This is a genomic window from Capilliphycus salinus ALCB114379 (assembly GCF_047276495.1).
In the GTDB taxonomy this organism is placed as follows: Bacteria; Cyanobacteriota; Cyanobacteriia; order Cyanobacteriales; family Microcoleaceae; genus Capilliphycus; species Capilliphycus salinus.
On sequence record NZ_CP178543.1, the window covers coordinates 3063140 to 3086783 of the forward strand.

General features: G+C 40.9%; 14 protein-coding genes, 1 pseudogene and 1 CRISPR repeat array. Of the genes and pseudogenes, 6 read left to right on the forward strand and 9 right to left on the reverse strand.

Features of this window, described 5'->3' with window-relative positions; genetic code table 11:
* The first annotated feature begins 86 nt into the window (after window positions 1-86).
* The 3 genes from ACL6C3_RS12675 (at window position 87) to ACL6C3_RS12685 (ending at window position 1629) form a co-directional block, all read left to right on the forward strand.
* Entirely contained in the window at window positions 87-590 is a 504-nt protein-coding gene (locus ACL6C3_RS12675) for a DNA recombination-mediator protein A (protein ID WP_413167522.1), read from the forward strand.
* 28 nt (window positions 591-618) lie between these two features.
* Window positions 619-1044 carry an MAPEG family protein gene (locus ACL6C3_RS12680; protein ID WP_413167523.1) on the forward strand — a complete coding sequence of 142 codons (426 nt, stop codon included), beginning with the start codon at window positions 619-621 and terminating at the stop codon, window positions 1042-1044.
* 93 nt (window positions 1045-1137) lie between these two features.
* Window positions 1138-1629, forward strand: a complete 492-nt coding sequence (locus ACL6C3_RS12685; protein ID WP_413167524.1) for a YajQ family cyclic di-GMP-binding protein — start codon at window positions 1138-1140, stop codon at window positions 1627-1629.
* Between the two features lie 76 nt (window positions 1630-1705).
* On the opposite strand, the gene ACL6C3_RS12690 is transcribed toward ACL6C3_RS12685, so the two are convergent.
* Both ACL6C3_RS12690 and hemL read right to left on the reverse strand, forming a co-directional pair.
* Window positions 1706-2443, reverse strand: a complete 738-nt coding sequence (locus ACL6C3_RS12690) for a hypothetical protein (RefSeq protein ID WP_413167525.1) — start codon at window positions 2441-2443, stop codon at window positions 1706-1708.
* Between the two features lie 81 nt (window positions 2444-2524).
* Window positions 2525-3824: pseudogene (hemL, locus tag ACL6C3_RS12695) on the reverse strand (glutamate-1-semialdehyde 2,1-aminomutase).
* A 146-nt stretch (window positions 3825-3970) separates the two neighbouring features.
* On the opposite strand from hemL, the gene hisE reads away from it, so the two are divergent.
* The 3 genes from hisE to ACL6C3_RS12710 all read left to right on the forward strand — a co-directional run bounded on the left by hisE (window position 3971) and on the right by ACL6C3_RS12710 (window position 5724).
* The gene (hisE, locus tag ACL6C3_RS12700; protein WP_413167526.1) at window positions 3971-4564 is read left to right on the forward strand and encodes a phosphoribosyl-ATP diphosphatase; all 594 of its coding nucleotides are present in this window, start codon (window positions 3971-3973) and stop codon (window positions 4562-4564) included.
* Window positions 4565-4694: 130 nt separating this feature from the next.
* A complete protein-coding gene (locus ACL6C3_RS12705) occupies window positions 4695-4970 on the forward strand; it encodes a hypothetical protein (RefSeq protein ID WP_413167527.1) in 276 nt (91 codons plus the stop codon).
* A 178-nt stretch (window positions 4971-5148) separates the two neighbouring features.
* Window positions 5149-5724 (forward strand): ATP-binding protein, encoded by a 576-nt coding sequence (locus ACL6C3_RS12710; protein ID WP_413167528.1) that lies wholly within the window; start codon window positions 5149-5151, stop codon window positions 5722-5724.
* Between the two features lie 350 nt (window positions 5725-6074).
* Window positions 6075-16400: a CRISPR direct-repeat array (repeat unit 37 nt; unit sequence GTTTCAATCCCTCATAGGGATTATTGATAATTGGAAG).
* A 228-nt stretch (window positions 16401-16628) separates the two neighbouring features.
* On the opposite strand, the gene cas2 is transcribed toward ACL6C3_RS12710, so the two are convergent.
* The 7 genes from cas2 to cas7d form a co-directional block, all read right to left on the reverse strand.
* The gene (gene cas2 / locus ACL6C3_RS12715) at window positions 16629-16901 is read right to left on the reverse strand and encodes a CRISPR-associated endonuclease Cas2 (protein ID WP_413167529.1); all 273 of its coding nucleotides are present in this window, start codon (window positions 16899-16901) and stop codon (window positions 16629-16631) included.
* 43 nt (window positions 16902-16944) lie between these two features.
* Window positions 16945-17952, reverse strand: coding sequence for a type I-D CRISPR-associated endonuclease Cas1d (gene cas1d, locus ACL6C3_RS12720; protein WP_413168315.1), 1008 nt, complete (start codon window positions 17950-17952; stop codon window positions 16945-16947).
* Between the two features lie 66 nt (window positions 17953-18018).
* Window positions 18019-18630: a CRISPR-associated protein Cas4 gene (gene cas4 / locus ACL6C3_RS12725; RefSeq protein WP_413167530.1), complete on the reverse strand. Its 612-nt coding sequence runs from the start codon at window positions 18628-18630 to the stop codon at window positions 18019-18021.
* An 18-nt stretch (window positions 18631-18648) separates the two neighbouring features.
* Complete coding sequence (cas6, locus tag ACL6C3_RS12730; RefSeq protein WP_413167531.1) at window positions 18649-19494, reverse strand: CRISPR-associated endoribonuclease Cas6; 846 nt, start codon at window positions 19492-19494, stop codon at window positions 18649-18651.
* A 38-nt stretch (window positions 19495-19532) separates the two neighbouring features.
* The gene (gene cas3 / locus ACL6C3_RS12735) at window positions 19533-21812 is read right to left on the reverse strand and encodes a type I-D CRISPR-associated helicase Cas3' (protein ID WP_413167532.1); all 2280 of its coding nucleotides are present in this window, start codon (window positions 21810-21812) and stop codon (window positions 19533-19535) included.
* Window positions 21805-22599, reverse strand: a complete 795-nt coding sequence (gene cas5d, locus ACL6C3_RS12740; RefSeq protein WP_413167533.1) for a type I-D CRISPR-associated protein Cas5/Csc1 — start codon at window positions 22597-22599, stop codon at window positions 21805-21807. The genes cas3 and cas5d overlap by 8 nt, the downstream gene beginning before the upstream one ends.
* 3 nt (window positions 22600-22602) lie before the next feature.
* The gene (cas7d, locus tag ACL6C3_RS12745; protein WP_413167534.1) at window positions 22603-23640 is read right to left on the reverse strand and encodes a type I-D CRISPR-associated protein Cas7/Csc2; all 1038 of its coding nucleotides are present in this window, start codon (window positions 23638-23640) and stop codon (window positions 22603-22605) included.
* Between the last annotated feature and the right edge of the window lie 4 nt (window positions 23641-23644).

Genomic DNA, 23644 nt, shown 5'->3' on the forward strand with positions numbered 1-23644 from the left:
TCCAAGATGGTTTGAGATCAATCGAAAAATAGCGACTTCATTTGCTACAATCAACAGGGTTGTCTTGCTATTTGATAAGAATATCCTTGAGTCAATCCATCGATCTGCCTAGAGTAGATGAATTTCTAGAAGAACTCGCAGCCATCCAGCAAACAGGTTCTAAGCGAATTGCTGTGCTGGGATCTCGTCATGTTCCCCTAACTCATCAGAACCTCATCGAACTGATGAGCTATGCGCTCGCGTTGGGGGGAAATCACATTATTACATCGGGGGCCACAGGTACAAATTCCGCCGCCATCCGAGGAGCCATGCGAGCCGATCCGAATTTGTTGACGGTCATTTTACCTCAAAGTATGGAACGTCAGCCCAGAGAGTCGCGCCTACAACTTGAACAGGTGATCCATTTGGTGGAAAATCCTAAAGGGGATACTTTATCTCTGGCCGAAGCGAGCGCCTTGTGCAATCAAGAGATTGTTTCTCGATGTCAACAGTTAATTTGTTTTGCGTTTCACGATAGTCACACCTTGCTCACCACCTGTGAGGAAGCAGAAAATCAACGCAAAATTGTGACATTGTTCTATTTTGACTAGACTTTGATGAGATGAGGAAATACGATCAATGGGGATTTTGGAACTGCCAACATCGGCAATTCTAGTTGATGCAATTTTTGTTGCTTTCGTGCTAGTTTATCTGCCATTTTTATTGGTGGCTTACGGTCGATTACAAGCGGGCTACGATATGAGCGCACCTCGCGCTATGTTTGATAAACTGCCCCCCTTTGCTCAACGGGCGACTTGGGCGCACCAAAACTCTTTTGAGGCGTTTATGCTGTTTTCTGCGGCCGCCTTATGCGCCTATGTTACGGGACAAGATTCACAATTAGCAGCCGTCTGTGCGATCGCTTTTGTTGTCGCGAGGCTTCTCTATTCTGTGTTTTATATTTTAAATATTCCCTTAGCCCGTTCCCTCATGTTTGCTGTGGGTTCAACTTGTATCACGATTTTATTTGTTCTCAGTTTGCTCGCGGTTAATCAGTTGGGTTAGTTGGGTTATCGTTATTTCCATTAACCTCACGTTTCTTGATAGACATTCAGTTCAAGGTCTGATTTTTTTGTTCGTTATCAACAATAGATAGTTATGGCTTCTACTTCATCTTTTGATATCGTTAGCGATTTTGACCGTCAAGAATTGGTCAATGCAATTGATCAAGCCATGCGGGAAATTAACAGTCGCTACGACCTCAAAGATACCAATACTACTCTAGAATTGGGTGAGGATGCGATTACCGTTAATACCAGCAGCGAGTTTACTTTGGATGCGGTTCATACGGTTTTACAAACTAAAACTGCCAAACGGAATCTCTCCCTGAAAATCTTTGATTATGGTAAAGTTGAATCGGCCAGTGGAAACCGGGTTCGACAAGAAATTAAGCTGAAACGGGGAATTGATAAAGATATCGCCAAACAAATTACCAAATTGATTAAGGATGAATTTAAAAAGGTTCAGCCTTCTATTCAAGGGGATGCGGTGCGAGTTTCTGCTAAGTCTAAGGATGAATTGCAGGAAATTATTCAGCGGTTGAAGCAAGAAGATTTGCCGGTGGCTTTGCAGTTTACCAATTATCGCTAAATTGTTGAGAAGTTTGGCGGGTTTTGAGGCAATATTTTAATTAATATTCAAGATGAATTCTGCTCATTAACCCGCCCTACTCCACCCGATCCGGCCCGTTATATTCCCAAATCGATTCGTTTTCTTGCTGGTCTAACAGTTCGTTTCCCATCGCGATCGCCAGTTCTCCGAAGGGTTGCCATTGCACGACAGAAACGGCTTTTTCTCCCAGTAATAATAGCGACGGTGCTAATTCATAATTGGGCTGAGATGCTGTTAGTTCTCGCCGCTTGTATTCCCCCAACCAATTCACCCAAATTTCCGGTTTTCCCTGTTCGCCCAACTTCTCAAAAAACTGTTCAATTTCCGCACCTTCCCAACCCAAACTCACCCCTTCTAACACCTGTTGAAAGACTTGTTGATATTCGGCATCACTCAAAGCACGGGTCGGTTTTTCTTGTAGAGTTTCTCCCCATTCTGCGGCAATTTCGCTAACATCTCCACAATCCATTTGACCTAGTTTAATCATTCGTTCAGCCAGTTGTTTTTGAGGTAAAGGAGACTCGATTAATTTTCGCCCAAACCGCTGCAACCAAGACTTAAAAAAACGGTCATTCATCCGGTTTCCCAGATAGTCTAAAACTTGAGTCCGTTCCCATCCTTGCTCAACCCCATCTAACAGGTGCAAAAACAACGCTTCATAACCCGTATCGCTGAGGGGATTAACCGGGGTTGGCGGTTCAACCTCAGACGGTTCGCGGCTTCTAGACCGGGAAGTTCTTCCTCTCAGTCGAGCCAACCAACTTTTTAGCGATCGCCAAATTTTACCGAACATAATACATTTTTCAAAGATTTCTTAGATCACAAAAACCCGATTTCTCCTGCGAAACCGGGTTTTCATTCCCCACTCAAAAGCCTAGAGGTTTGACATCACCTCTTGAGCCGCAGTTAACGTTTTATCGATGTCATCATCGGTGTGAGCCAGAGAAGTAAACCCGGCTTCAAACTGCGAAGGCGCCAGGTAAATTCCATGTTCGAGCATTCCCCGATGGAAGCGGCTAAACTTCGTTAAGTCCGACTTCTTGGCATCCTCGTAGTTATGAACCGGGGCCGGAGGTAAAGAAAAACCCAAACATCCCGCTAATTTGGCCGCCGCAAGCCTCGTGACCCGTTTCTTGGGCAATTTGCAGCAACCCATCGGATAATCTCTTGGTGATGCTGTCGAGATATTCGTAAGTTCCCGGTTTTTGCAACAATTCCAGGGTTTTAATTCCGGCCGTCATCGCCAACGGGTTTCCCGACAGCGTACCCGCTTGATACATCGGCCCCGAAGGCGCCACCAGAGACAGAATATCCCGACGTCCGCCGTAGGCTCCGACCGGCAAACCGCCCCCGATAATTTTACCCAAGGTGGTCAAGTCCGGCGTTACCCCGAAGCGTTCTTGAGCGCCGCCGTAAGCAATGCGGAAACCCGTCATCACTTCGTCAAACACCAATAGGGCATCATTTTCTTGGGTGAGTAGCCGCAACCCTTCCAAAAAGCCGACATCAGGAACAATGAACCCAGAGTTGCCCACAACCGGTTCTAGGATGATTCCCGCAATTTCGCCCGGATTCTCCGCAAACAGTTTTTTCACCGCTTCTAGGTCATTGTAGGGAGCGGTGAGCGTGTTTACGGTCACGGATTTGGGAACCCCCGGAGAGTCCGGTAAACCCAGAGTCGCCACCCCAGAACCCGCTTTCACCAGGAACATATCGGCGTGACCGTGATAGCAGCCCTCGAACTTAATGATTTTTTCCCGCCCGGTAAAGGCTCTCATTAGCCGCAACACCGACATACAGGCTTCGGTTCCCGAGTTGACAAACCGCACCATTTCAATGCTCGGAACCGCTTCGATCACCATCTCGGCTAACACGTTTTCTAAGACGCAAGGCGCCCCGAAACTGGTGCCGTTATCTAAGGCGGCTTTTAAAGCTGAAATTACTTCCGGGTGAGCGTGGCCGCAGATCGCAGGCCCCCAAGTGCCAACATAGTCAATGTATTCGTTCCCGTCGATATCCCAAACGTGGGAACCCAACACGCGATCGAATACAATGGGTTGTCCACCCACAGATTTAAATGCCCTGACCGGAGAACTAACGCCCCCTGGCATGAGCTTCTGAGCGGCTGTAAAAATTTCTTCCGACTTTGTTGTTCTCAATGGAGTTGTTACCACTGTTTATATCTCCTTAAACTCCGGTGTTCGGGTTCTGTAGATGCAACGATTGCAAAGATAGAGGATAATCCTAAATCACAGATAGATTTGACGACAAAATGATATTTTATACAGGTTAGGTGTTCTTCGTTACACTTGCTCTATTTATGTCTGCGTCAAAATCCCTTTCACTGAGCCAGTTGATCCCAATTGATAAAATTCGTTACAACCCACAAGGATTGATCCCCGCCATTATCCAAGATGGTTTGGAGGGTCGGGTCCTCACGTTGGTCTGGATGAGTCCCGACTCTTTACAGAAGACTTGGGACGATCAACGAGTTTATGATTATCAGGGTTCTGTTGTTGAACTTGGATCGGATCTGGCGATCGCCGGATTGCGATATGACCCGGTTAGTGAATCTTTATTAATTTTAGTCGAGTCTGAGTCGATTGCAGAACAATCCGGCTTTGATGCAATACCGGGTAATCTTTTGTCAGAGGTTTTTCAGGTGATTTGCGATCGCCGCGATCATCCCAAAGAAGATTCTTACACTTGCAAGCTGTTATCGGGGGGAGATAATAAAATTCTGAAAAAAATCGGGGAAGAATCGGCAGAAGTCGTGATGGCGTGTAAGGATAATGATACAGAGGCGATCGCTTCGGAAGTGGCGGATTTGTTTTATCACACTTTAGTTGCAATTGCTTATCACCGAGCCGATCTGCGTGATGTTTACCGCAAGTTAGCTCAACGTCGTCGATAGGTTTTTCTTCGGTTTGGGTGTCGGGAGTGTCAATCTACTTCAAAAGGCAGTTATGCAGGAGCCAGGAGGCTTGAAGAAATCCCCGAATACAATTGTTGATTTGCGTAACCCTTCATCAAGGAATTTTGAGATGATCAATGAGATCCCCGAATCTCGCTCCGTTCGTCTGACCATTCGCTATATTAACGGGCAATCGGATTGTTTTGAGTTTGATTCTCCCCAAGAGGAAAAAGCCCGGTTAGCCAGTTATATTGAACGGGTTTTGAGTTCAAAAGAATTGATGTTAGAACTCGGCGATCGCTTGTTGGTGATTCCGATGGAAAATGTACAAATCATAGAATTATCTCCGGTGCCTTTAAAATTACCGGACACTGTAATTCGCCATGTTCGTCAAGTCAATTTTTAAACAAGGCAGAAGATTGAGGGCAGAGGGCAGAAGTTTAGGAGAAGTTGTTTTTCCTTGAAGTTCTCTGCCTGTTGAATAGCTGCCTGACAAGGGTTTTCCCTTGTTCAAACTCCAGAAAATAGTTTCTTCCTGTACGCTCCGCCTTCTTGAAGGGTACTTGTTTACTCCTAAACACCTGATGATGGATAATCTCAATTGGTTGAATAATATTGATGAACTTCCCGAACAGGGTTGGGGTCTAAAAATTCTCTTTCCCATCGCCGATGAGTTGAGTTACACTCGCACTCCCGATGACCGTCAAAACTGTTTAAAACTGGTCAAAAATTATGACTCATCCTCGGAAACATCATCCGATAAAAACAATGGTGTTCCGATTGGGGAACGCTTAACTGAACCGATTAAGCAATTGAAAAATAGCTTATTATCCGCCTCCGAAAAATCGGAACGTTCCCCCAAGGCTTTGAAAACAATTAAACTACAAGTTAATAGCGATCTCGCTGTTTTAGAAGAGGTTTTAGCCTGGTATCAACAGTTAGAAAATCAACCCATTCCCAAACCCATTTGGTGCCAGTGTCAAATCGCTTTAGCCGAAGGATTTACCAATGCTGTTAATCACGCTCATAAAAATCTACCCTGTACCACTCCCATTAATTTACAAGTGACTCTCTTTAACGAATCTCTGGAAATTTATATTTGGGATTATGGTCCCCCCTTTGATTTACAAGCAGAATTCAACAAAACTACGCCGAATTAAATTCATAATCTCGGCTCAAAAAATGCAAGTTTCTTTGTTGTTGTCTCCAACAGTTCAAAAGAGACTTGCATCACCTGGGTTTGTTATTTGAAGTGAGTTCTAAAGATGAATACAGCCTCAATCATAAAAAATGTTGAAACGGTTAATTTAAAACTACAAAATAACTCGACTTGGACAAGCCTCAACAACACACCAACCCATCGGTTAGTTTTTTACAAGCACCAAGAGTACAGGTGACTTCTCCCCTACCCTAAGTTAACAGTTGAGCGTTGTCTTTCAGACAAAAAATCGTCATAGGGATTATTGGTAATTGAAAGTTTAGATGATAATCAATTGAAAATGTTAGCGGAATTTCAATCCCTCATAGGGATTATTGCCAATTGGAAGGTGGAAAGCTTTGTGAATTTTTTATCGTACTTGTCGGAGATCGTTTCAATCCCTCATAGGGATTATTGATAATTGGAAGTTAAAGAAGCGCCAGATTGACACCAATTCTAAGCCGGTTTCAATCCCTCATAGGGATTATTGATAATTGGAAGAAGAGGAAAACTAATGGCAACAAAAATTCAGTGGTTTCAATCCCTCATAGGGATTATTGATAATTGGAAGTTAATAGTAGCCATCCCTCTCTTTCTGCTGCTTCTGTTTCAATCCCTCATAGGGATTATTGATAATTGGAAGGCGGTATTTTTTAAGATTAGTTGTTTGGGGAATTTTGTTTCAATCCCTCATAGGGATTATTGATAATTGGAAGTATTCATCAAATCCCAGAGTGTGTAGAATTGGGTGAATTCAAGTTTCAATCCCTCATAGGGATTATTGATAATTGGAAGTAATCAAATATAGGTTACAATAGATTAAACAAGTTTCAATCCCTCATAGGGATTATTGATAATTGGAAGCAAAAAAAGGGGGGAGCCAACCTTGATTTACCCCTGAGTTTCAATCCCTCATAGGGATTATTGATAATTGGAAGCGCACATATCGTTTCACCGATTGTGCTGTCTCCAAGTCAACCTGTTTCAATCCCTCATAGGGATTATTGATAATTGGAAGTAATTCAGAGCGTCAATAGAATCATCGAATTCTTTGTTTCAATCCCTCATAGGGATTATTGATAATTGGAAGCTATATCGGGTTCTGAAAGCCAAGAATCGACAACCGGTTTCAATCCCTCATAGGGATTATTGATAATTGGAAGTTGACATCCCTTCTTGCCCGGTTGACCGGGTAGTTAATCGTTTCAATCCCTCATAGGGATTATTGATAATTGGAAGCCTTTTCAAATCTCAAAAGCTACTACGAGCGGCTATCGTTTCAATCCCTCATAGGGATTATTGATAATTGGAAGTTAGAAACTGTTGGGCGATCGCTAACTCGGAGTTTGTTTCAATCCCTCATAGGGATTATTGATAATTGGAAGTTGCATCGGCCTGTTCGTCTGGCATACGCGACTAGACTTTTGTTTCAATCCCTCATAGGGATTATTGATAATTGGAAGCAAACAGTTGACTAACTTCTCTTAACTCGGCCTGTTCGGTTTCAATCCCTCATAGGGATTATTGATAATTGGAAGTCTTACCAAAAGACCAGGCAACCACCAATAGGCTAGTTTCAATCCCTCATAGGGATTATTGATAATTGGAAGACCCGGACGCTTTTCGATATTTGTGTGCGTTACTTGTTTCAATCCCTCATAGGGATTATTGATAATTGGAAGAACGGGACAGAGGTCATAAAAGTTCATAATCTGGTTTCAATCCCTCATAGGGATTATTGATAATTGGAAGTCTTAAGATTGGGTTATATCAATGGATATCAGGAGTTTCAATCCCTCATAGGGATTATTGATAATTGGAAGGATGATGTTTCTCCTGATTTTGATGGCTGTGCCATTGCGTTTCAATCCCTCATAGGGATTATTGATAATTGGAAGGGAAAGAATCGAATCTTCATCAACATCGTGAGTTTCAATCCCTCATAGGGATTATTGATAATTGGAAGGTTTCTTGGGAGATCGACTCCTGTTTCTTTGACCGGTTTCAATCCCTCATAGGGATTATTGATAATTGGAAGCCGGGTCTGCCGATGGTTGAGGTTCAAGGTTTTGTTTCAATCCCTCATAGGGATTATTGATAATTGGAAGTATTGTTGTTAACGAATATCAGGATGAAAGCTTCGTTTCAATCCCTCATAGGGATTATTGATAATTGGAAGTGATAACGCGATCGCATTCATCCATGATCTCGGAGTTTCAATCCCTCATAGGGATTATTGATAATTGGAAGGTTTATGCTCCTGATGTTGATTCAGGAGTTTTAAGTTTCAATCCCTCATAGGGATTATTGATAATTGGAAGTCATTACTTTTTGACCTCCTTATACTGTTTGCAAGTTTCAATCCCTCATAGGGATTATTGATAATTGGAAGTTTTAGGCGATCGCCATGTGAACTAAAAGCCTGCCGGTTTCAATCCCTCATAGGGATTATTGATAATTGGAAGTCGAAGAGGGATTCGAGTTCGAGGATGAACTTTTCTTGTTTCAATCCCTCATAGGGATTATTGATAATTGGAAGAAAAAATTCAAATGTTTGAATTCAAGCAAATGCGGTTTCAATCCCTCATAGGGATTATTGATAATTGGAAGGGTTTCTCTCATCTGGTCAACTCAGGCAGGTAGCGTTTCAATCCCTCATAGGGATTATTGATAATTGGAAGGAGAGGCAACGGGTAGATTCAGAGATTAATATTCTGTTTCAATCCCTCATAGGGATTATTGATAATTGGAAGTCAGTTCACGAAGGCGTGAACACTGTACATTGAAGTTTCAATCCCTCATAGGGATTATTGATAATTGGAAGATATACCCCACCCAAATACGGGTTACTATTTCCCAGTCCGTTTCAATCCCTCATAGGGATTATTGATAATTGGAAGGATATGCTTTGAGTTGATCAAACAACCTGCTTGTTTCAATCCCTCATAGGGATTATTGATAATTGGAAGAAGGCTCATTTAACTGTTGAAAGTTACTCATTCTGTTTCAATCCCTCATAGGGATTATTGATAATTGGAAGCCGAAGTGATGGAACTTTGCAGAGTTCCATCGGTGTTTCAATCCCTCATAGGGATTATTGATAATTGGAAGGCGGTCGCCCAAGAAGATCACGTTAATTACTGGGTTTCAATCCCTCATAGGGATTATTGATAATTGGAAGGTATCCTTCAGAGTCCGTGTCCTCGGATAGCAGGTTTCAATCCCTCATAGGGATTATTGATAATTGGAAGTAGACCGTAATCCTAATGATATTGTTATCAACTTTGAAGTTTCAATCCCTCATAGGGATTATTGATAATTGGAAGAGGGGGGCTTGTTTTGCACGGAACCTGTCATTAGTTTCAATCCCTCATAGGGATTATTGATAATTGGAAGTCAGTGAATCTACACCTTTTGTTCAAATTGTCCGTTTCAATCCCTCATAGGGATTATTGATAATTGGAAGCTATTTTATCTAAGTTTTGATAGCGTTATAAGTGTTTCAATCCCTCATAGGGATTATTGATAATTGGAAGAAGGAACTATTGAAGATGTTCTTGAGAAGCTGGTTTCAATCCCTCATAGGGATTATTGATAATTGGAAGAGCGAACGGTTGTTGATTTTCCGCCTTGAGAAGTTTCAATCCCTCATAGGGATTATTGATAATTGGAAGCAGCAGCTAAACAGTCAATAAATAGGCTATCTATGTTTCAATCCCTCATAGGGATTATTGATAATTGGAAGCTTTGATGAGATGCTTTGCGATCGCTATGGTCGCCCCGTTTCAATCCCTCATAGGGATTATTGATAATTGGAAGATGCCACAATACCACATTCCTCCGTCCTGGGTTTCGTTTCAATCCCTCATAGGGATTATTGATAATTGGAAGACGGCATTCTTCCCTGGTATGATGGTTGGTGTAGGTTTCAATCCCTCATAGGGATTATTGATAATTGGAAGACCTGATCCTCCTAGTAACCCATGTCAAAGTAGCGTTTCAATCCCTCATAGGGATTATTGATAATTGGAAGTTACATCCTTCATTGCCTGTAGGGTTGCAGCGTTTCAATCCCTCATAGGGATTATTGATAATTGGAAGAGGTGATGAGTCTTGGATTAATGAAGAAGACTATGTTTCAATCCCTCATAGGGATTATTGATAATTGGAAGTTGGAAGGCTCTAGCCAAACAGATGGGGATTTCAATGTCGGGTTTCAATCCCTCATAGGGATTATTGATAATTGGAAGCTTTGGATCGGAGCTATTTACAGTATAGTTCGAAGTTTCAATCCCTCATAGGGATTATTGATAATTGGAAGCTTTTAGTTAAAGTTGGGGGCTTATAATCCGTCGGTTTCAATCCCTCATAGGGATTATTGATAATTGGAAGTTAAAGCTTATGCTTCCACGGCCGGGGCGATCTGGTTTCAATCCCTCATAGGGATTATTGATAATTGGAAGTGCAATAGAACAAGGCGTTATCCCAAGCTTACAAGTTTCAATCCCTCATAGGGATTATTGATAATTGGAAGAAAAGCGTCATTGTCACACCTACATTTTAACTCCTCAGTTTCAATCCCTCATAGGGATTATTGATAATTGGAAGGGTTAGAATCTCAGCGTCTTCTGGGCTTATTGCATTGTTTCAATCCCTCATAGGGATTATTGATAATTGGAAGTTTCGAGTATTTCAATGAGGTTTGGGCATTGGGTCGTTTCAATCCCTCATAGGGATTATTGATAATTGGAAGCAAGCAGCTAACACCGCCCCTCCGATTTCCAATGTTTCAATCCCTCATAGGGATTATTGATAATTGGAAGAAAAACCACAGATTAAATTGTCTAAGATGAGGTTCCGTTTCAATCCCTCATAGGGATTATTGATAATTGGAAGATCATCGGTTAACTCGCTAAGTTTTGACTTGCCAGTTTCAATCCCTCATAGGGATTATTGATAATTGGAAGGTGATGGAAATTCTATCTATATTATTGGCATTCGTGTTTCAATCCCTCATAGGGATTATTGATAATTGGAAGCCTCGATGTCTTCTTCGGAGTAATCGCCGATCAAGTTTCAATCCCTCATAGGGATTATTGATAATTGGAAGTTGATTTCCGAAAGTAGGCGCTCGTTGGTACGGATCGTTTCAATCCCTCATAGGGATTATTGATAATTGGAAGATTAGAAAAGGTATTTTGTAATGGCTAAGAAAAAACCACGTTTCAATCCCTCATAGGGATTATTGATAATTGGAAGTTCATCCAGATGTACTTAAAGCCATGCAGCTTGTGTTTCAATCCCTCATAGGGATTATTGATAATTGGAAGACCACTGTGACATAATCTCCATCGGAATTCCGATGTTTCAATCCCTCATAGGGATTATTGATAATTGGAAGTTAACCACTCTGGAGTCTACGGCATTCTCGGCTCGTTTCAATCCCTCATAGGGATTATTGATAATTGGAAGTTGATCCGTGATTAAATCCCCATCCCCGGTTCGCCCGTTTCAATCCCTCATAGGGATTATTGATAATTGGAAGCGAGCATCTGCTGTTGCCAGTCGGTCGTGTCGAGTTTCAATCCCTCATAGGGATTATTGATAATTGGAAGTCCTTGGCTCTCAACCGCCGCAGATTTCCAAGGGCGTTTCAATCCCTCATAGGGATTATTGATAATTGGAAGAGGAGTAACTGTTTACGGTACTGTGGCAACGTCGTCTGTTTCAATCCCTCATAGGGATTATTGATAATTGGAAGTTGAATGAAAAGTTAGCTGATCGTCCTAAGCTTTTGTTTCAATCCCTCATAGGGATTATTGATAATTGGAAGCGAACCCGCCGAAGATATGACAGATCAAGAAGAGTTTCAATCCCTCATAGGGATTATTGATAATTGGAAGTTTCTCGGATTTGCCCAAAAATTGAACTTGCTGTGTTTCAATCCCTCATAGGGATTATTGATAATTGGAAGTTTTTAAGAAGGAAGGGCGGGTTGACAAAAGTATTGGTTTCAATCCCTCATAGGGATTATTGATAATTGGAAGCGCCTTTGCCTTTAGCCTAAATATGATTGCAGATGTTTCAATCCCTCATAGGGATTATTGATAATTGGAAGACGATGCGGCGAATGGCGGACAGTTTTTGGCAGGAGGGTTTCAATCCCTCATAGGGATTATTGATAATTGGAAGCAAAAGCAATGGCTAAATCAACATCAACAGAAATGTTTCAATCCCTCATAGGGATTATTGATAATTGGAAGAAGATTTTCTCTTCTGTTTGATCTAGCAGTAATTCAATTGGGTTTCAATCCCTCATAGGGATTATTGATAATTGGAAGTATTTTGTCTTCTCAAAGAATTGGAAAAGGTTAGTTTCAATCCCTCATAGGGATTATTGATAATTGGAAGGAGTAGCGATCGCACATTCTCAAACTCCCGCCCCGTTTCAATCCCTCATAGGGATTATTGATAATTGGAAGCATAAACTGTTTGTCCTCGGGGTCGGGATAGAATATTACGTTTCAATCCCTCATAGGGATTATTGATAATTGGAAGCAGATAAAGCGAACTTTTAACGAAACTACTGGCGTTTCAATCCCTCATAGGGATTATTGATAATTGGAAGTATGGTTGTTTGTTTAACCTGTTGCAACCCTGTAGTTTCAATCCCTCATAGGGATTATTGATAATTGGAAGTTTGTCAAAGACTAGGCGATCTTTTAGCCAACTCTCCAATTTTGTTTCAATCCCTCATAGGGATTATTGATAATTGGAAGAAGGATGATCTGCACAGTTCAGGGCTGACCAGTTTCAATCCCTCATAGGGATTATTGATAATTGGAAGGTCCGCATTTGGTTGTGGGAGATCAACCACAATCAAGTTTCAATCCCTCATAGGGATTATTGATAATTGGAAGGCCCGTAGTGAGCCGTTCAAAGTCCGCTCGTGAGTTTCAATCCCTCATAGGGATTATTGATAATTGGAAGTCTCTATTAGCAAAAGGCAAATACAGCGACACATTTTGTTTCAATCCCTCATAGGGATTATTGATAATTGGAAGTCAACCACCTTGATGCTTGGCTTGAATCAATTTGTTTCAATCCCTCATAGGGATTATTGATAATTGGAAGTTGATTTAAATGATGAAGATTCAACTGAATCTCTTTTAGGTTTCAATCCCTCATAGGGATTATTGATAATTGGAAGCCCTTTGCCCGTGTTGATTGCTGTTTTATTTAAAAGTTTCAATCCCTCATAGGGATTATTGATAATTGGAAGCAGCAAAAACTTCAACCGAATTGCTACTCGAAAAATCGTTTCAATCCCTCATAGGGATTATTGATAATTGGAAGTACCTTGGGGAGTCCATGTATCCCCGCCATGAATGTTTCAATCCCTCATAGGGATTATTGATAATTGGAAGCCAAAGGCTTTTTCTTGCTGTTCGCTTGCCATGATTAGTTTCAATCCCTCATAGGGATTATTGATAATTGGAAGGAGAGAATAAGAAAAAGTCGCCTGTAAGGGAAGCCAAGAAGTTTCAATCCCTCATAGGGATTATTGATAATTGGAAGGCGCCTAGCCCTCGAATTACATTTGGAATTGATTTGTTTCAATCCCTCATAGGGATTATTGATAATTGGAAGCGCCCAGATTGATCCGATTAGTGCGATCGCAAAACATGTTTCAATCCCTCATAGGGATTATTGATAATTGGAAGCTTCACCAAAAATCAAGGCATTAAACAATGAACGTTTCAATCCCTCATAGGGATTATTGATAATTGGAAGGTGAATATCTTTCAAGTATCTAAGGGTTTCTTTACGTTTCAATCCCTCATAGGGATTATTGATAATTGGAAGGTAATTGCGGTTGACACCGGATTGATTGATGCTGTTTCAATCCCTCATAGGGATTATTGATAATTGGAAGTTAGATTGGTCGCTTCAAATAGAGTATATACAATGCAACGTTTCAATCCCTCATAGGGATTATTGATAATTGGAAGGACTCTCAAATAGTGACCTAGACTGGCTTAGAGGTTTCAATCCCTCATAGGGATTATTGATAATTGGAAGACGGTTTACTCTTCCCCAGTCCGAAAAATCCAGTTTCAATCCCTCATAGGGATTATTGATAATTGGAAGTTAAGCTGGGGTCAGCTTTGGCTTGAAAGTTACAGTTTCAATCCCTCATAGGGATTATTGATAATTGGAAGGATGATCGTTCCGGTGATCCACTCTCCCTCTACAAGTTTCAATCCCTCATAGGGATTATTGATAATTGGAAGTAGGACGTGTACGGGTTCGGGTAGGTTATGCTGTGTTTCAATCCCTCATAGGGATTATTGATAATTGGAAGTATAAAATTTATCCTTCTACAGCCGGAGCAATCTGGTTTCAATCCCTCATAGGGATTATTGATAATTGGAAGCAATGAATGCTTATCGAAATGCACAGGAAACATGGAACGCTGCAAGTTTCAATCCCTCATAGGGATTATTGATAATTGGAAGACATGAATCACTGTCTGCGCTGCAAGAATATCTTGGTTTCAATCCCTCATAGGGATTATTGATAATTGGAAGAAATTTTAAAAACGATCTTGTTTTCTTTAGGGATGTTTCAATCCCTCATAGGGATTATTGATAATTGGAAGCTGCAATCTGTTTGAGCGCTGCGGTGGCGTTCGCAAATTCGTTTCAATCCCTCATAGGGATTATTGATAATTGGAAGCTTTGGTTTTCGTTTTTTGAATACGAATTTTTAGTTTCAATCCCTCATAGGGATTATTGATAATTGGAAGCGTGGGGTTGGCAGGTTAAGAGGGATTATTATGGCTGTTTCAATCCCTCATAGGGATTATTGATAATTGGAAGCCGAACGATTGGCAGATTCTCTTTACTGAAAGCGACTTTGTTTCAATCCCTCATAGGGATTATTGATAATTGGAAGTGATGTACTCTCCGTATCCCAGGGTTGAGACGGTCCTACTGGTTTCAATCCCTCATAGGGATTATTGATAATTGGAAGCTTTTCCCTTCCACTGGAATCAATTCCAAGTAGTGTTTCAATCCCTCATAGGGATTATTGATAATTGGAAGAAGCTTTTGAGGCTTTCATGGAAGAAAGTTTTGAGTTTCAATCCCTCATAGGGATTATTGATAATTGGAAGATTTTTCCCAATCGAGGTTAGCCTGCATATTGGCACCGGCGTTTCAATCCCTCATAGGGATTATTGATAATTGGAAGACTTTAGAACTGGGTACAAATTGGCAAGTCTTGTAAGCTTGTTTCAATCCCTCATAGGGATTATTGATAATTGGAAGCCCAGGTAGTCGGTGAATGTATTCTCTGATAGTCTGTTTCAATCCCTCATAGGGATTATTGATAATTGGAAGTTCAACTGATTGACCTTTTCTCGCCGCAGTTGGGTTTCAATCCCTCATAGGGATTATTGATAATTGGAAGCTTTGTCGTAATGAGCGGATATTATTTTGATCTTGTTTCAATCCCTCATAGGGATTATTGATAATTGGAAGCAATCAACTCGCCTCTCTTCTCTCTCTGGGCTTTGTTTCAATCCCTCATAGGGATTATTGATAATTGGAAGATTTACTGTCGTCCCCCCTCACCCCATCTTTTTGTTTCAATCCCTCATAGGGATTATTGATAATTGGAAGTTGAATGCCAATAATTGGTAAAGCGGTAGACCATGTTTCAATCCCTCATAGGGATTATTGATAATTGGAAGCTGATAGATATTTCAATCGATTTAAAGGCAGCCAATGTTTCAATCCCTCATAGGGATTATTGATAATTGGAAGATTTTTATTTAAAAGAAAAATTGATAGTTACTCAGTTTCAATCCCTCATAGGGATTATTGATAATTGGAAGAAGAACGCAGTCCCAATGAAGTTTTACCCCATCATGTTTCAATCCCTCATAGGGATTATTGATAATTGGAAGTTTCAACATAAAATGCAAACTGGCTGGCAGAAATTGATGGGACTAGTTTCAATCCCTCATAGGGATTATTGATAATTGGAAGTGTTGACTTATAACGCAAGTCACCATGTTCTGAGTTTCAATCCCTCATAGGGATTATTGATAATTGGAAGCCCGATTATCTGCGTGATGTTTTCTTCTCAGTTGTAGAAGAGTTTCAATCCCTCATAGGGATTATTGATAATTGGAAGTTGGAGCGACTTTGAGCGGTGCCCACAAAATCCTGTTTCAATCCCTCATAGGGATTATTGATAATTGGAAGTATTTTTGCGAACGTTATAACCTTCGCAGTTTACTAGTTTCAATCCCTCATAGGGATTATTGATAATTGGAAGTTAAATAGAATTTGTCGTGCAGCTTCCAACCCTGTTTCAATCCCTCATAGGGATTATTGATAATTGGAAGTTCACATCTACATTCCATTTCCGAGAGCAGTCGGAACTTTTGTTTCAATCCCTCATAGGGATTATTGATAATTGGAAGTGCTTTTGTTCCCTGAGTTTAACCGAGTCCGGCTAGTTTCAATCCCTCATAGGGATTATTGATAATTGGAAGGTTAAGTTCTTCAACTTGTTGCTGTAATTTACCTGTTTCAATCCCTCATAGGGATTATTGATAATTGGAAGGGCAGTTGGCTGAAACCATTGACATATTAGGTTTTCGAGGTTCGTTTGCGCCCAGGTAGGCACAATATCATTATAAACTGCCTGTTCGATCTTGTCAAAAACGCTGAAACCCTTACCAGATGGGGTGCGCCCGCCTTTAGAATTACGAGCGCCGTTCAAATCGTTAGCAGATAGCACTTGTAGCCGTTTTTTCAACTCGCCCCATTTTCACACCCACCCTCGGGCGCACTAAACAAAGAAAATCGAACAATCCCGAGGAGCTTCACCGCCAATGCGTTCAATCTTACCATGACAGCACTCGCAGAGGAAATAAAAGAGAATGCTGTCCGTCTCCGCATCAATTTGTTTATTAAGACGATGGCGCAACTTAGCGTACTGAGTTTTGGTAAGATCGCACTGAAACACACTATACTGAACCCACTGGCCGTAAGACTTCAGAATATTATGAATTTTGGTGCGGCGTTTATCTTCCGAGATATCGTAAGTAATCACAACAAACACAAAACTTTCCTCAACCCAAATCATTAATCAGCAACATCAAAACTTATTTCAAAATCAAAGGCGGATACTTATCGGTTTCTTCCATCAAATATTTAGCCAACAATCGCGCTTGAATTTCAAAAGACTCTTGATAAGTACATTGTTTTTTCAGAACGGGATGCTTGAACTTTGACTGTTTCTTCTGCTCGTATAACCGCAAAAAAGTTTTAAGACCCTCATAAGTTAGAGACACGGCATTACTCAAGGGTTCGGTTACAAAATCGTTCAAACCAAGCAACTTATTATTAATCGCATTAAACACCACCGCATCAACAACAATTGGGCGAAATTCCTCCATTAAATCCAAAGCCAGGGACGGGCGACCGTAGCGTTCGACATGGAGATAGCCAAGATAAGGGTCAAATCCCACAATATTAACCGCACTCTGCACATCATGGCGAAGTAAAGAATAACCCAAACTCAATAGAGAATTAACCGGATCGGTTGGCGGACGGCGATTGCGGAATTGGAAACTAAAGCCAGAATTACTATTGATTAATTCGTTAAAGCAGCCAAAATAAGCCGCACTTCCCGCCCCTTCTAACCCCCGCAAAGAATTAATAGAATCTGTCGAATCTATGGGGGCGATTGCCCGTTCCAACTTGTCAATACTATTCTGTAAATTTAACTCGGTATTTTTCCGACTACGCCGCATTAAAAGATTACGGTAATTCTTCAATTTTCCCCGAACAAAACCCCGAACAACATGAACGGCGTGCGTTGATTCTCCCGACGCAGCCCACTGAGATTTTCGCACAAAAATATTCTTGGTAGATTCCGGTTCCAAACGTCCCAAATACTTCCCCGTTTTCTTCAAAAAACTCAGGGGTATTTTTCGATCCAAAAGTTCGATAACCAGCGCCGGAGAAACCGTAGCGCGACCCAAAATAACGATTCCTTCCACCTTCAGCAAAGGAACATCAATCATTTTTTCCTTACCGACTTTTACAATTAAACGTTCGTCGGTTTTGCCAACAAAAGCATCCTCTTGAATAATGTAAACGGTTCCCATCATTTTTAGCTCCTTATTCTTGTTAAATTTGCTGAAAAATTGGCGTTGAATTAATCTTAAATTCAATTAATCACTTTCTCGATAACCTCCAACTTTTTGAGAAGCTTGGGGTAAACAGCGAGAATAAAGACTACAGCCTTTGCAGCGGGGTTTATAAACAGGTTTTGGCATTATTGCCGTGTTAAATAAAAATTGAACCGCTTCTATGGTGGTGATTGCATTTTCTCGCAAACTTGCAGAAATTTCGACGGGTTGGCGCTGATGGGAATGGGCATAATAAATATAACCAAGGTCTATCGTTTTCCCCGTCATTTCCTCCAAACAAAGCGCCTGGGCGCACACTTGCAACTCGTCATTATCCCATTCTCCCCGCTTTCCGCGTTTGTATTCAACCGGGTAAATTTCTCCCGATTCTAACTCAATTAAATCCGCTTTTCCGATAAGCTGATAGCGTTCATATTTGAGCCAAATCGCTCTAATTTGCCAGGTTTCATCCTTCATATTATCGCTCAAAGTATGAACCCGCTCGTGCAAACTCGTTCCTTCTATCGTATATTCATTCTCCTCAAATTCACCCGCGCAAAACATCCGCCAGCAACGGTGAGGACAATAAGCATATTGGTTGAGTGAAGCAATAGGAATGTAATCTTGATTTGGAAAAGATAAGTTGTTCATCATTTTTATAACTTAAGTAAATTAACTGGACTTTCTATTTTCTATGCCCTGCAACCTCCTTAACATTCCCATCCCCATAGGCGTTTTTCGCCCAACTCCACAATAAAAAGCAAAGTCGGCGAGGGTATTAATTTTTTGAACAATCTCTGGTTCAACATCCCCAAAAAGTCGATAATTAATTTTGCCAACGCAGCCAATAAATTTACTGCGGGAATCGGCAACCATTTCGGTTTTGATGTTAAAATAACTGGGGAAAATCGAAGTAAAATTAAGTTCTCTAAATTCAATCCCACTGTACTTATTCCAGCGATTTAGAAGGCTATTAAAAACTGATTCAGCGGTGGGAAGGGAGGTGTCAAATTTTCCCTGGCGAAAAGCGGCGGGAGTAACAAAAATCAGCGTCATTGAGCGATCGCGATGGTCGGCTTGCTGGTATAATTGAGAGTAGGAACAAGTATTCGCCCAAGGTTGGGTTGATTGGGGCGTTGCCAAAACGCTGGTAATTTTTAAATCGGCCGCTCCCAAATGCCAGGGCTGTTCGGGATTGAGGTTTAACCAAAGGTGAGTTAGCTTACTAAATAAACTCTCATCCAGCAAAGAAATACGCCACCAACAAGCCGTTCCCGCAGAAATGGGTTGAGAATGTTCCCACTGCAAACTTTGTCCGACTCGGCGGTTTTTTGAGCAGGTTTGTAGGGGACTGAGAGTGAAAGATTTTTCGCTTTGAGAGTCATGTAAATAATCCCCCAATTGTTTATCAACCGAACTCACCAGCGTTAGAAATAAGGCGTGTAAATGTCTTCCACTCAGATATTTGGGAGAGATGGGAGACAGGGGAACCAGGTTCAAAACTAAACTGTAAGGCATGGTTTAAGTTTTTAGGTGAACGTGTTAAAATTCAAGCGTCAAACAACATAAAAATCTTCGTCATCAGGAAGTTTGATTCTCACACCATACATGGCAATTGCAACAATTCCTCCTAATCCGGGAAAAAATGTATAATTTTTTTCAGAATCATTGCAAGACACAGAAATTGGGTAAGAACTAATTCCCTGTTTTCTGAGTTGAATAATAATACCTTGATTGGGTGCTGTAGCAATGACTACTCCCGGTAAAAATTGTTTTTCAAGGCACTTCAGCAGGGGAGTTGGACGAATAGCATCGTTCAATCTTCTTTCAATACGGCAATTGGGAAAAGCTGTTAATTTATTGAGTTCAGTATTGTTGAAATATTCTAAACTTTCACGATAGCGAAGATGAAAACTAATTTCATAGCTTGGTTCTGCCCAGTTTGTTAGTTCAATGTAATCATTTTGTTCGACAAATTCATAGAATCGGAATAAATGAAACGGATCTAAAACAGTTTCCTTTGACTCATCTACTAAAAATCCTTTAGGATCGTGAATATTAAGAGATTCAAATAGGCTATTCCTAAATTGAAATACGGGATCATAACAAGCTTTCCAAAACTGAGCAAATTCTTTCAATTCTTCTACAGATTCAGAATGTTCTTGAAAAAAATCTTTGTACTCTTCTATTGTTTTACGTTTTGCTTCCAAGTCTTCCCACTCGTCGGGTGCTGCTAATTTAATATAAGTCTTGACCAATGCTTTACCCCCTTTGATATATTGCCATTTCTTCTGAATATCTTTGAGAGAAGACTTGGCTATATTTTCTGCACCTTGTAAGGCTTTCATCCGATAGCGATAATAATTCCAGTTGTGCTTTCCTCCCAAAATTTGCTGCATGGTTTGATAGAGTTCTTCAATCACTCTAATTTCTGGAAGTTGCCATAATTTGTCCTCTAACTCTAATAAAGGACGAGCAATTTCTAAAAAAGCTTCTGAACGCCAATAGATTTCTAAGAATGGACGTTCTAAACAAGAAAGACTTTCGAGGGTTTGAGTTAAAGCTAGACGCCCTCCAGAACCGTCCAGATTCGTTATTCCTTGTTCCCAAGCTTTATCGGGTAAATAGGCGATGGCTTCCGAAGAAATATCGGTTTGAGATTTTCCAAGAACTCGCCCAACTCGCCCGATTCTTTGCCAAAACGAAAAGCGATCTTTTGCTGAAAAAATTAGCCAATCTAAGTTTTGTCGAGTGGGTGCAGGATCGCGTTCAAAGTTAAACCCTACATCAACCGTACTGGTGGCGAGAATCACTTGTTTTTGTGCCGCAATTTTCCGTTCTTCCTGGGGGGTAGAGCCTGTAATTCTACCAAATTTATTTTGCAAACCTTGAGCTTTTAACCGATTGGCTAAACGGTTGATTAAGTGTTTAGAATCTAAAATTACCGCTCCGTTTTTGTCGGGCTGGTTTTGAAGACGCTGTACAATTTCTTCTGTTAATTCATCAATCCATTGTTCTTGGTCAGGCTGAGGTTTAATTTCCAAATGAACCCGGGTTTGTGAAGGGAGTAAATTAGACTGACTTTCTTCTCCGTTAATTCGCTTAATTCTTACCCCTTGACTTTCGAGGGTTTGCAACGCCATTTCACAGGCTTTTTCTGGAGTGGCGGTCAATAATACTACTTTTCTTCCTTTTTTAAAGAAGCCGAAAATATGGGAGAGTGCAAGATAAAATAGCAAACTCACCAACTGTTTTGCATCATACAAGTGAAACTCGTCAAAAATAATGGTTGCAAACTTGCTGTAAAATTGACTGGCGATATTATTGCGATCTAAAGGATTATAAGCAAAGAAGGTAGCGTAGTAAAAAATATCGGGATTTGTCACCAACAAAATCGGTCTGTTTGCTCCCACTTCGGGGAAAATTGTTGCCGGGTTCCGAAGCAGATTGTAAATTTTTTTTCCAGAACGTTTTCCGACTTGATTGTTGTTCCATGCTTTAATTTCCTTTGCTGAAGCCGACTTAACAACATGAGGTAAACCCGCATCTGCAACAAATTTTTCTAATGCTGCTTTTTGCTGATTAATTAAAGCATTTGTTGGGGCAATATACACGGCGCTTTTGTTCGGTTGATGAAGAAGAACGCTTGAACCAGCATTGGTTTTTCCCGTACCTGTCGGCGCCAAATCAAGAATAATATCACAGTTTCGGGACTGCTCAAATACATCCACTTGATGTTGTAATGCTCGACCCATAAATTGTAATTCTTGAGGCAAGGCCGAACAAGCAGAAATACTTTTGGGTTCGAGGGTAATTGTGAGTTTTTGGCTATCCATTGTTGATGTCTCCGCCGCAAAATTGTGTGTTAGCCGGAACGATGTATTCTCCCGCCTGCCAAGCTTCGCCGTGGAACTGGAGATTTTTAATCAGAGAAGCGGGGGGCATTGCAATTAAATCAAACACAAGTAAACTGATATTTCTGGGAAGGTCTGCCGCATTCAAGTAAGCTTTTGTTTGGTAATTATCGGCGGGTAAATTAACAACCTCCAGCGCTTTCAAAGGGTTAACCCGAACTTTACTCATAAACTTACCCAAACGAATATATTCGGGTAGTTTGCACTCGCCAAATATCAGCGTATGAAAGCGGTTTCCCCGTTCGATCATCCGCAGGCGTCCCGTTTGAGGAAAGTTGCTAGCCCGATAGGTATTGGGTTTTTTTCCTGTACGTTTTAAGGGCAAATCTTCGCGGGCTGTTGCAACTCGGTTATTGGTCATTGCATACCAATAAGAATCAGAAAGTGCGTTGAACCGTTCAAACCGAAATGTTACTTTTTCTTGAGCCGGCCAAGCGGGTAAAATATAACATTGGTTAGCCAAAGGAACCAAGTCTTCTCGATAAGTGGGTCGCCCGGTTTCTTGACCCGTTAAACGGTAAGAAGACTTTGCCAAACCCATCGCATAAGCCAAAGCGTAGTTGCCAATTACACCTTCTGTATAGTAGGTGTCCGACAGTTCTCTAGAGGCAAAAAATACGGGTTCTGCACACCAAATTTCAACCAGTTGAGCCTTTTTAAATGTCGGTTTTTTTTCCAGATTTAACGACAATTCTAGTTGTTTAGCCATCAATTAACTCTCCAAATTTTTCGCAGCTTTTGCTTTTTTTCCGGTACTTTTTTGGGTTTTATTTTCGGTCACGGTTTTACGGAAAGGTTCGTAGGACTGGTCTAACCGTTTTAGAAACTGTTCTTGTTGGTCGATTGACCAGTGTTGATCGACATCTGCAATTAATTCCGTCAATTCTTCCTCGGACAGTTGTATGGAAATTCCCCGCTTATTTACCCAGGTTGAAATCACTTGTTTTGTCATCTTAATTAAATTTCCGGTTTGAACAGGATGCTCGATGGATTCGTTAGAATATTCTTGCATTAAATCATAAATATTTTGAACCAGTTCTAAGGAACTCGGCAGTTCTGTCATCCCTCCAAAAATGCCTAAAATTTCATTTTCCATGCGACCAACTCGACTTGAAACGGCACCATAACGGCTGGTCAAAAGAATATTACCCACGAGATAACGAAATTCATCGGCAGTTACATCTTTGAGGGTTACAATATCTAGAAAATGAACGCCGGGTTTGATGTATTCGCTCGTATTTAAAGCCGTTGATGCTTTACCATTTTCATCGCGCATGGTACCATTTTCATAAATTGCGTTAATCGTGCGATCGCCAATTAATTCTGTACTGGGTAACACGCTAAACGCATCTTCTGTCCAAATTCGACTTTTCTGGGCGCCTTCTCCGCCTGCGGCAAAACCGTAGAGAAAACAATCGATACACATTTCACAAGGTGCGTTTGTATTGAGAGAACAGAAGGAACCGTCTTTATTGGTATGTAGAAGTTCGTACAGTCGCAAAGATTCCCGTCCTTTTCGGCGTTCCGGTGCAATTTGTTTCCGTTTTGTCATCACCAAACGCGAAATAATGCTTGTATTTTTTACGCCGGCTTGAACAAATTCATTACACATCGGTTCCCCCGATCCTTCCGTGCGAAAAATTGTTTCCGATTGAGTTGTTCGCAACACAATTAAACCAATTGTACGCCCTTTAGGAAAGTTTTCGTAAGCGGGAGCAAAAAAAGGATTCAGTTTTTCAATAGACGACATGGTA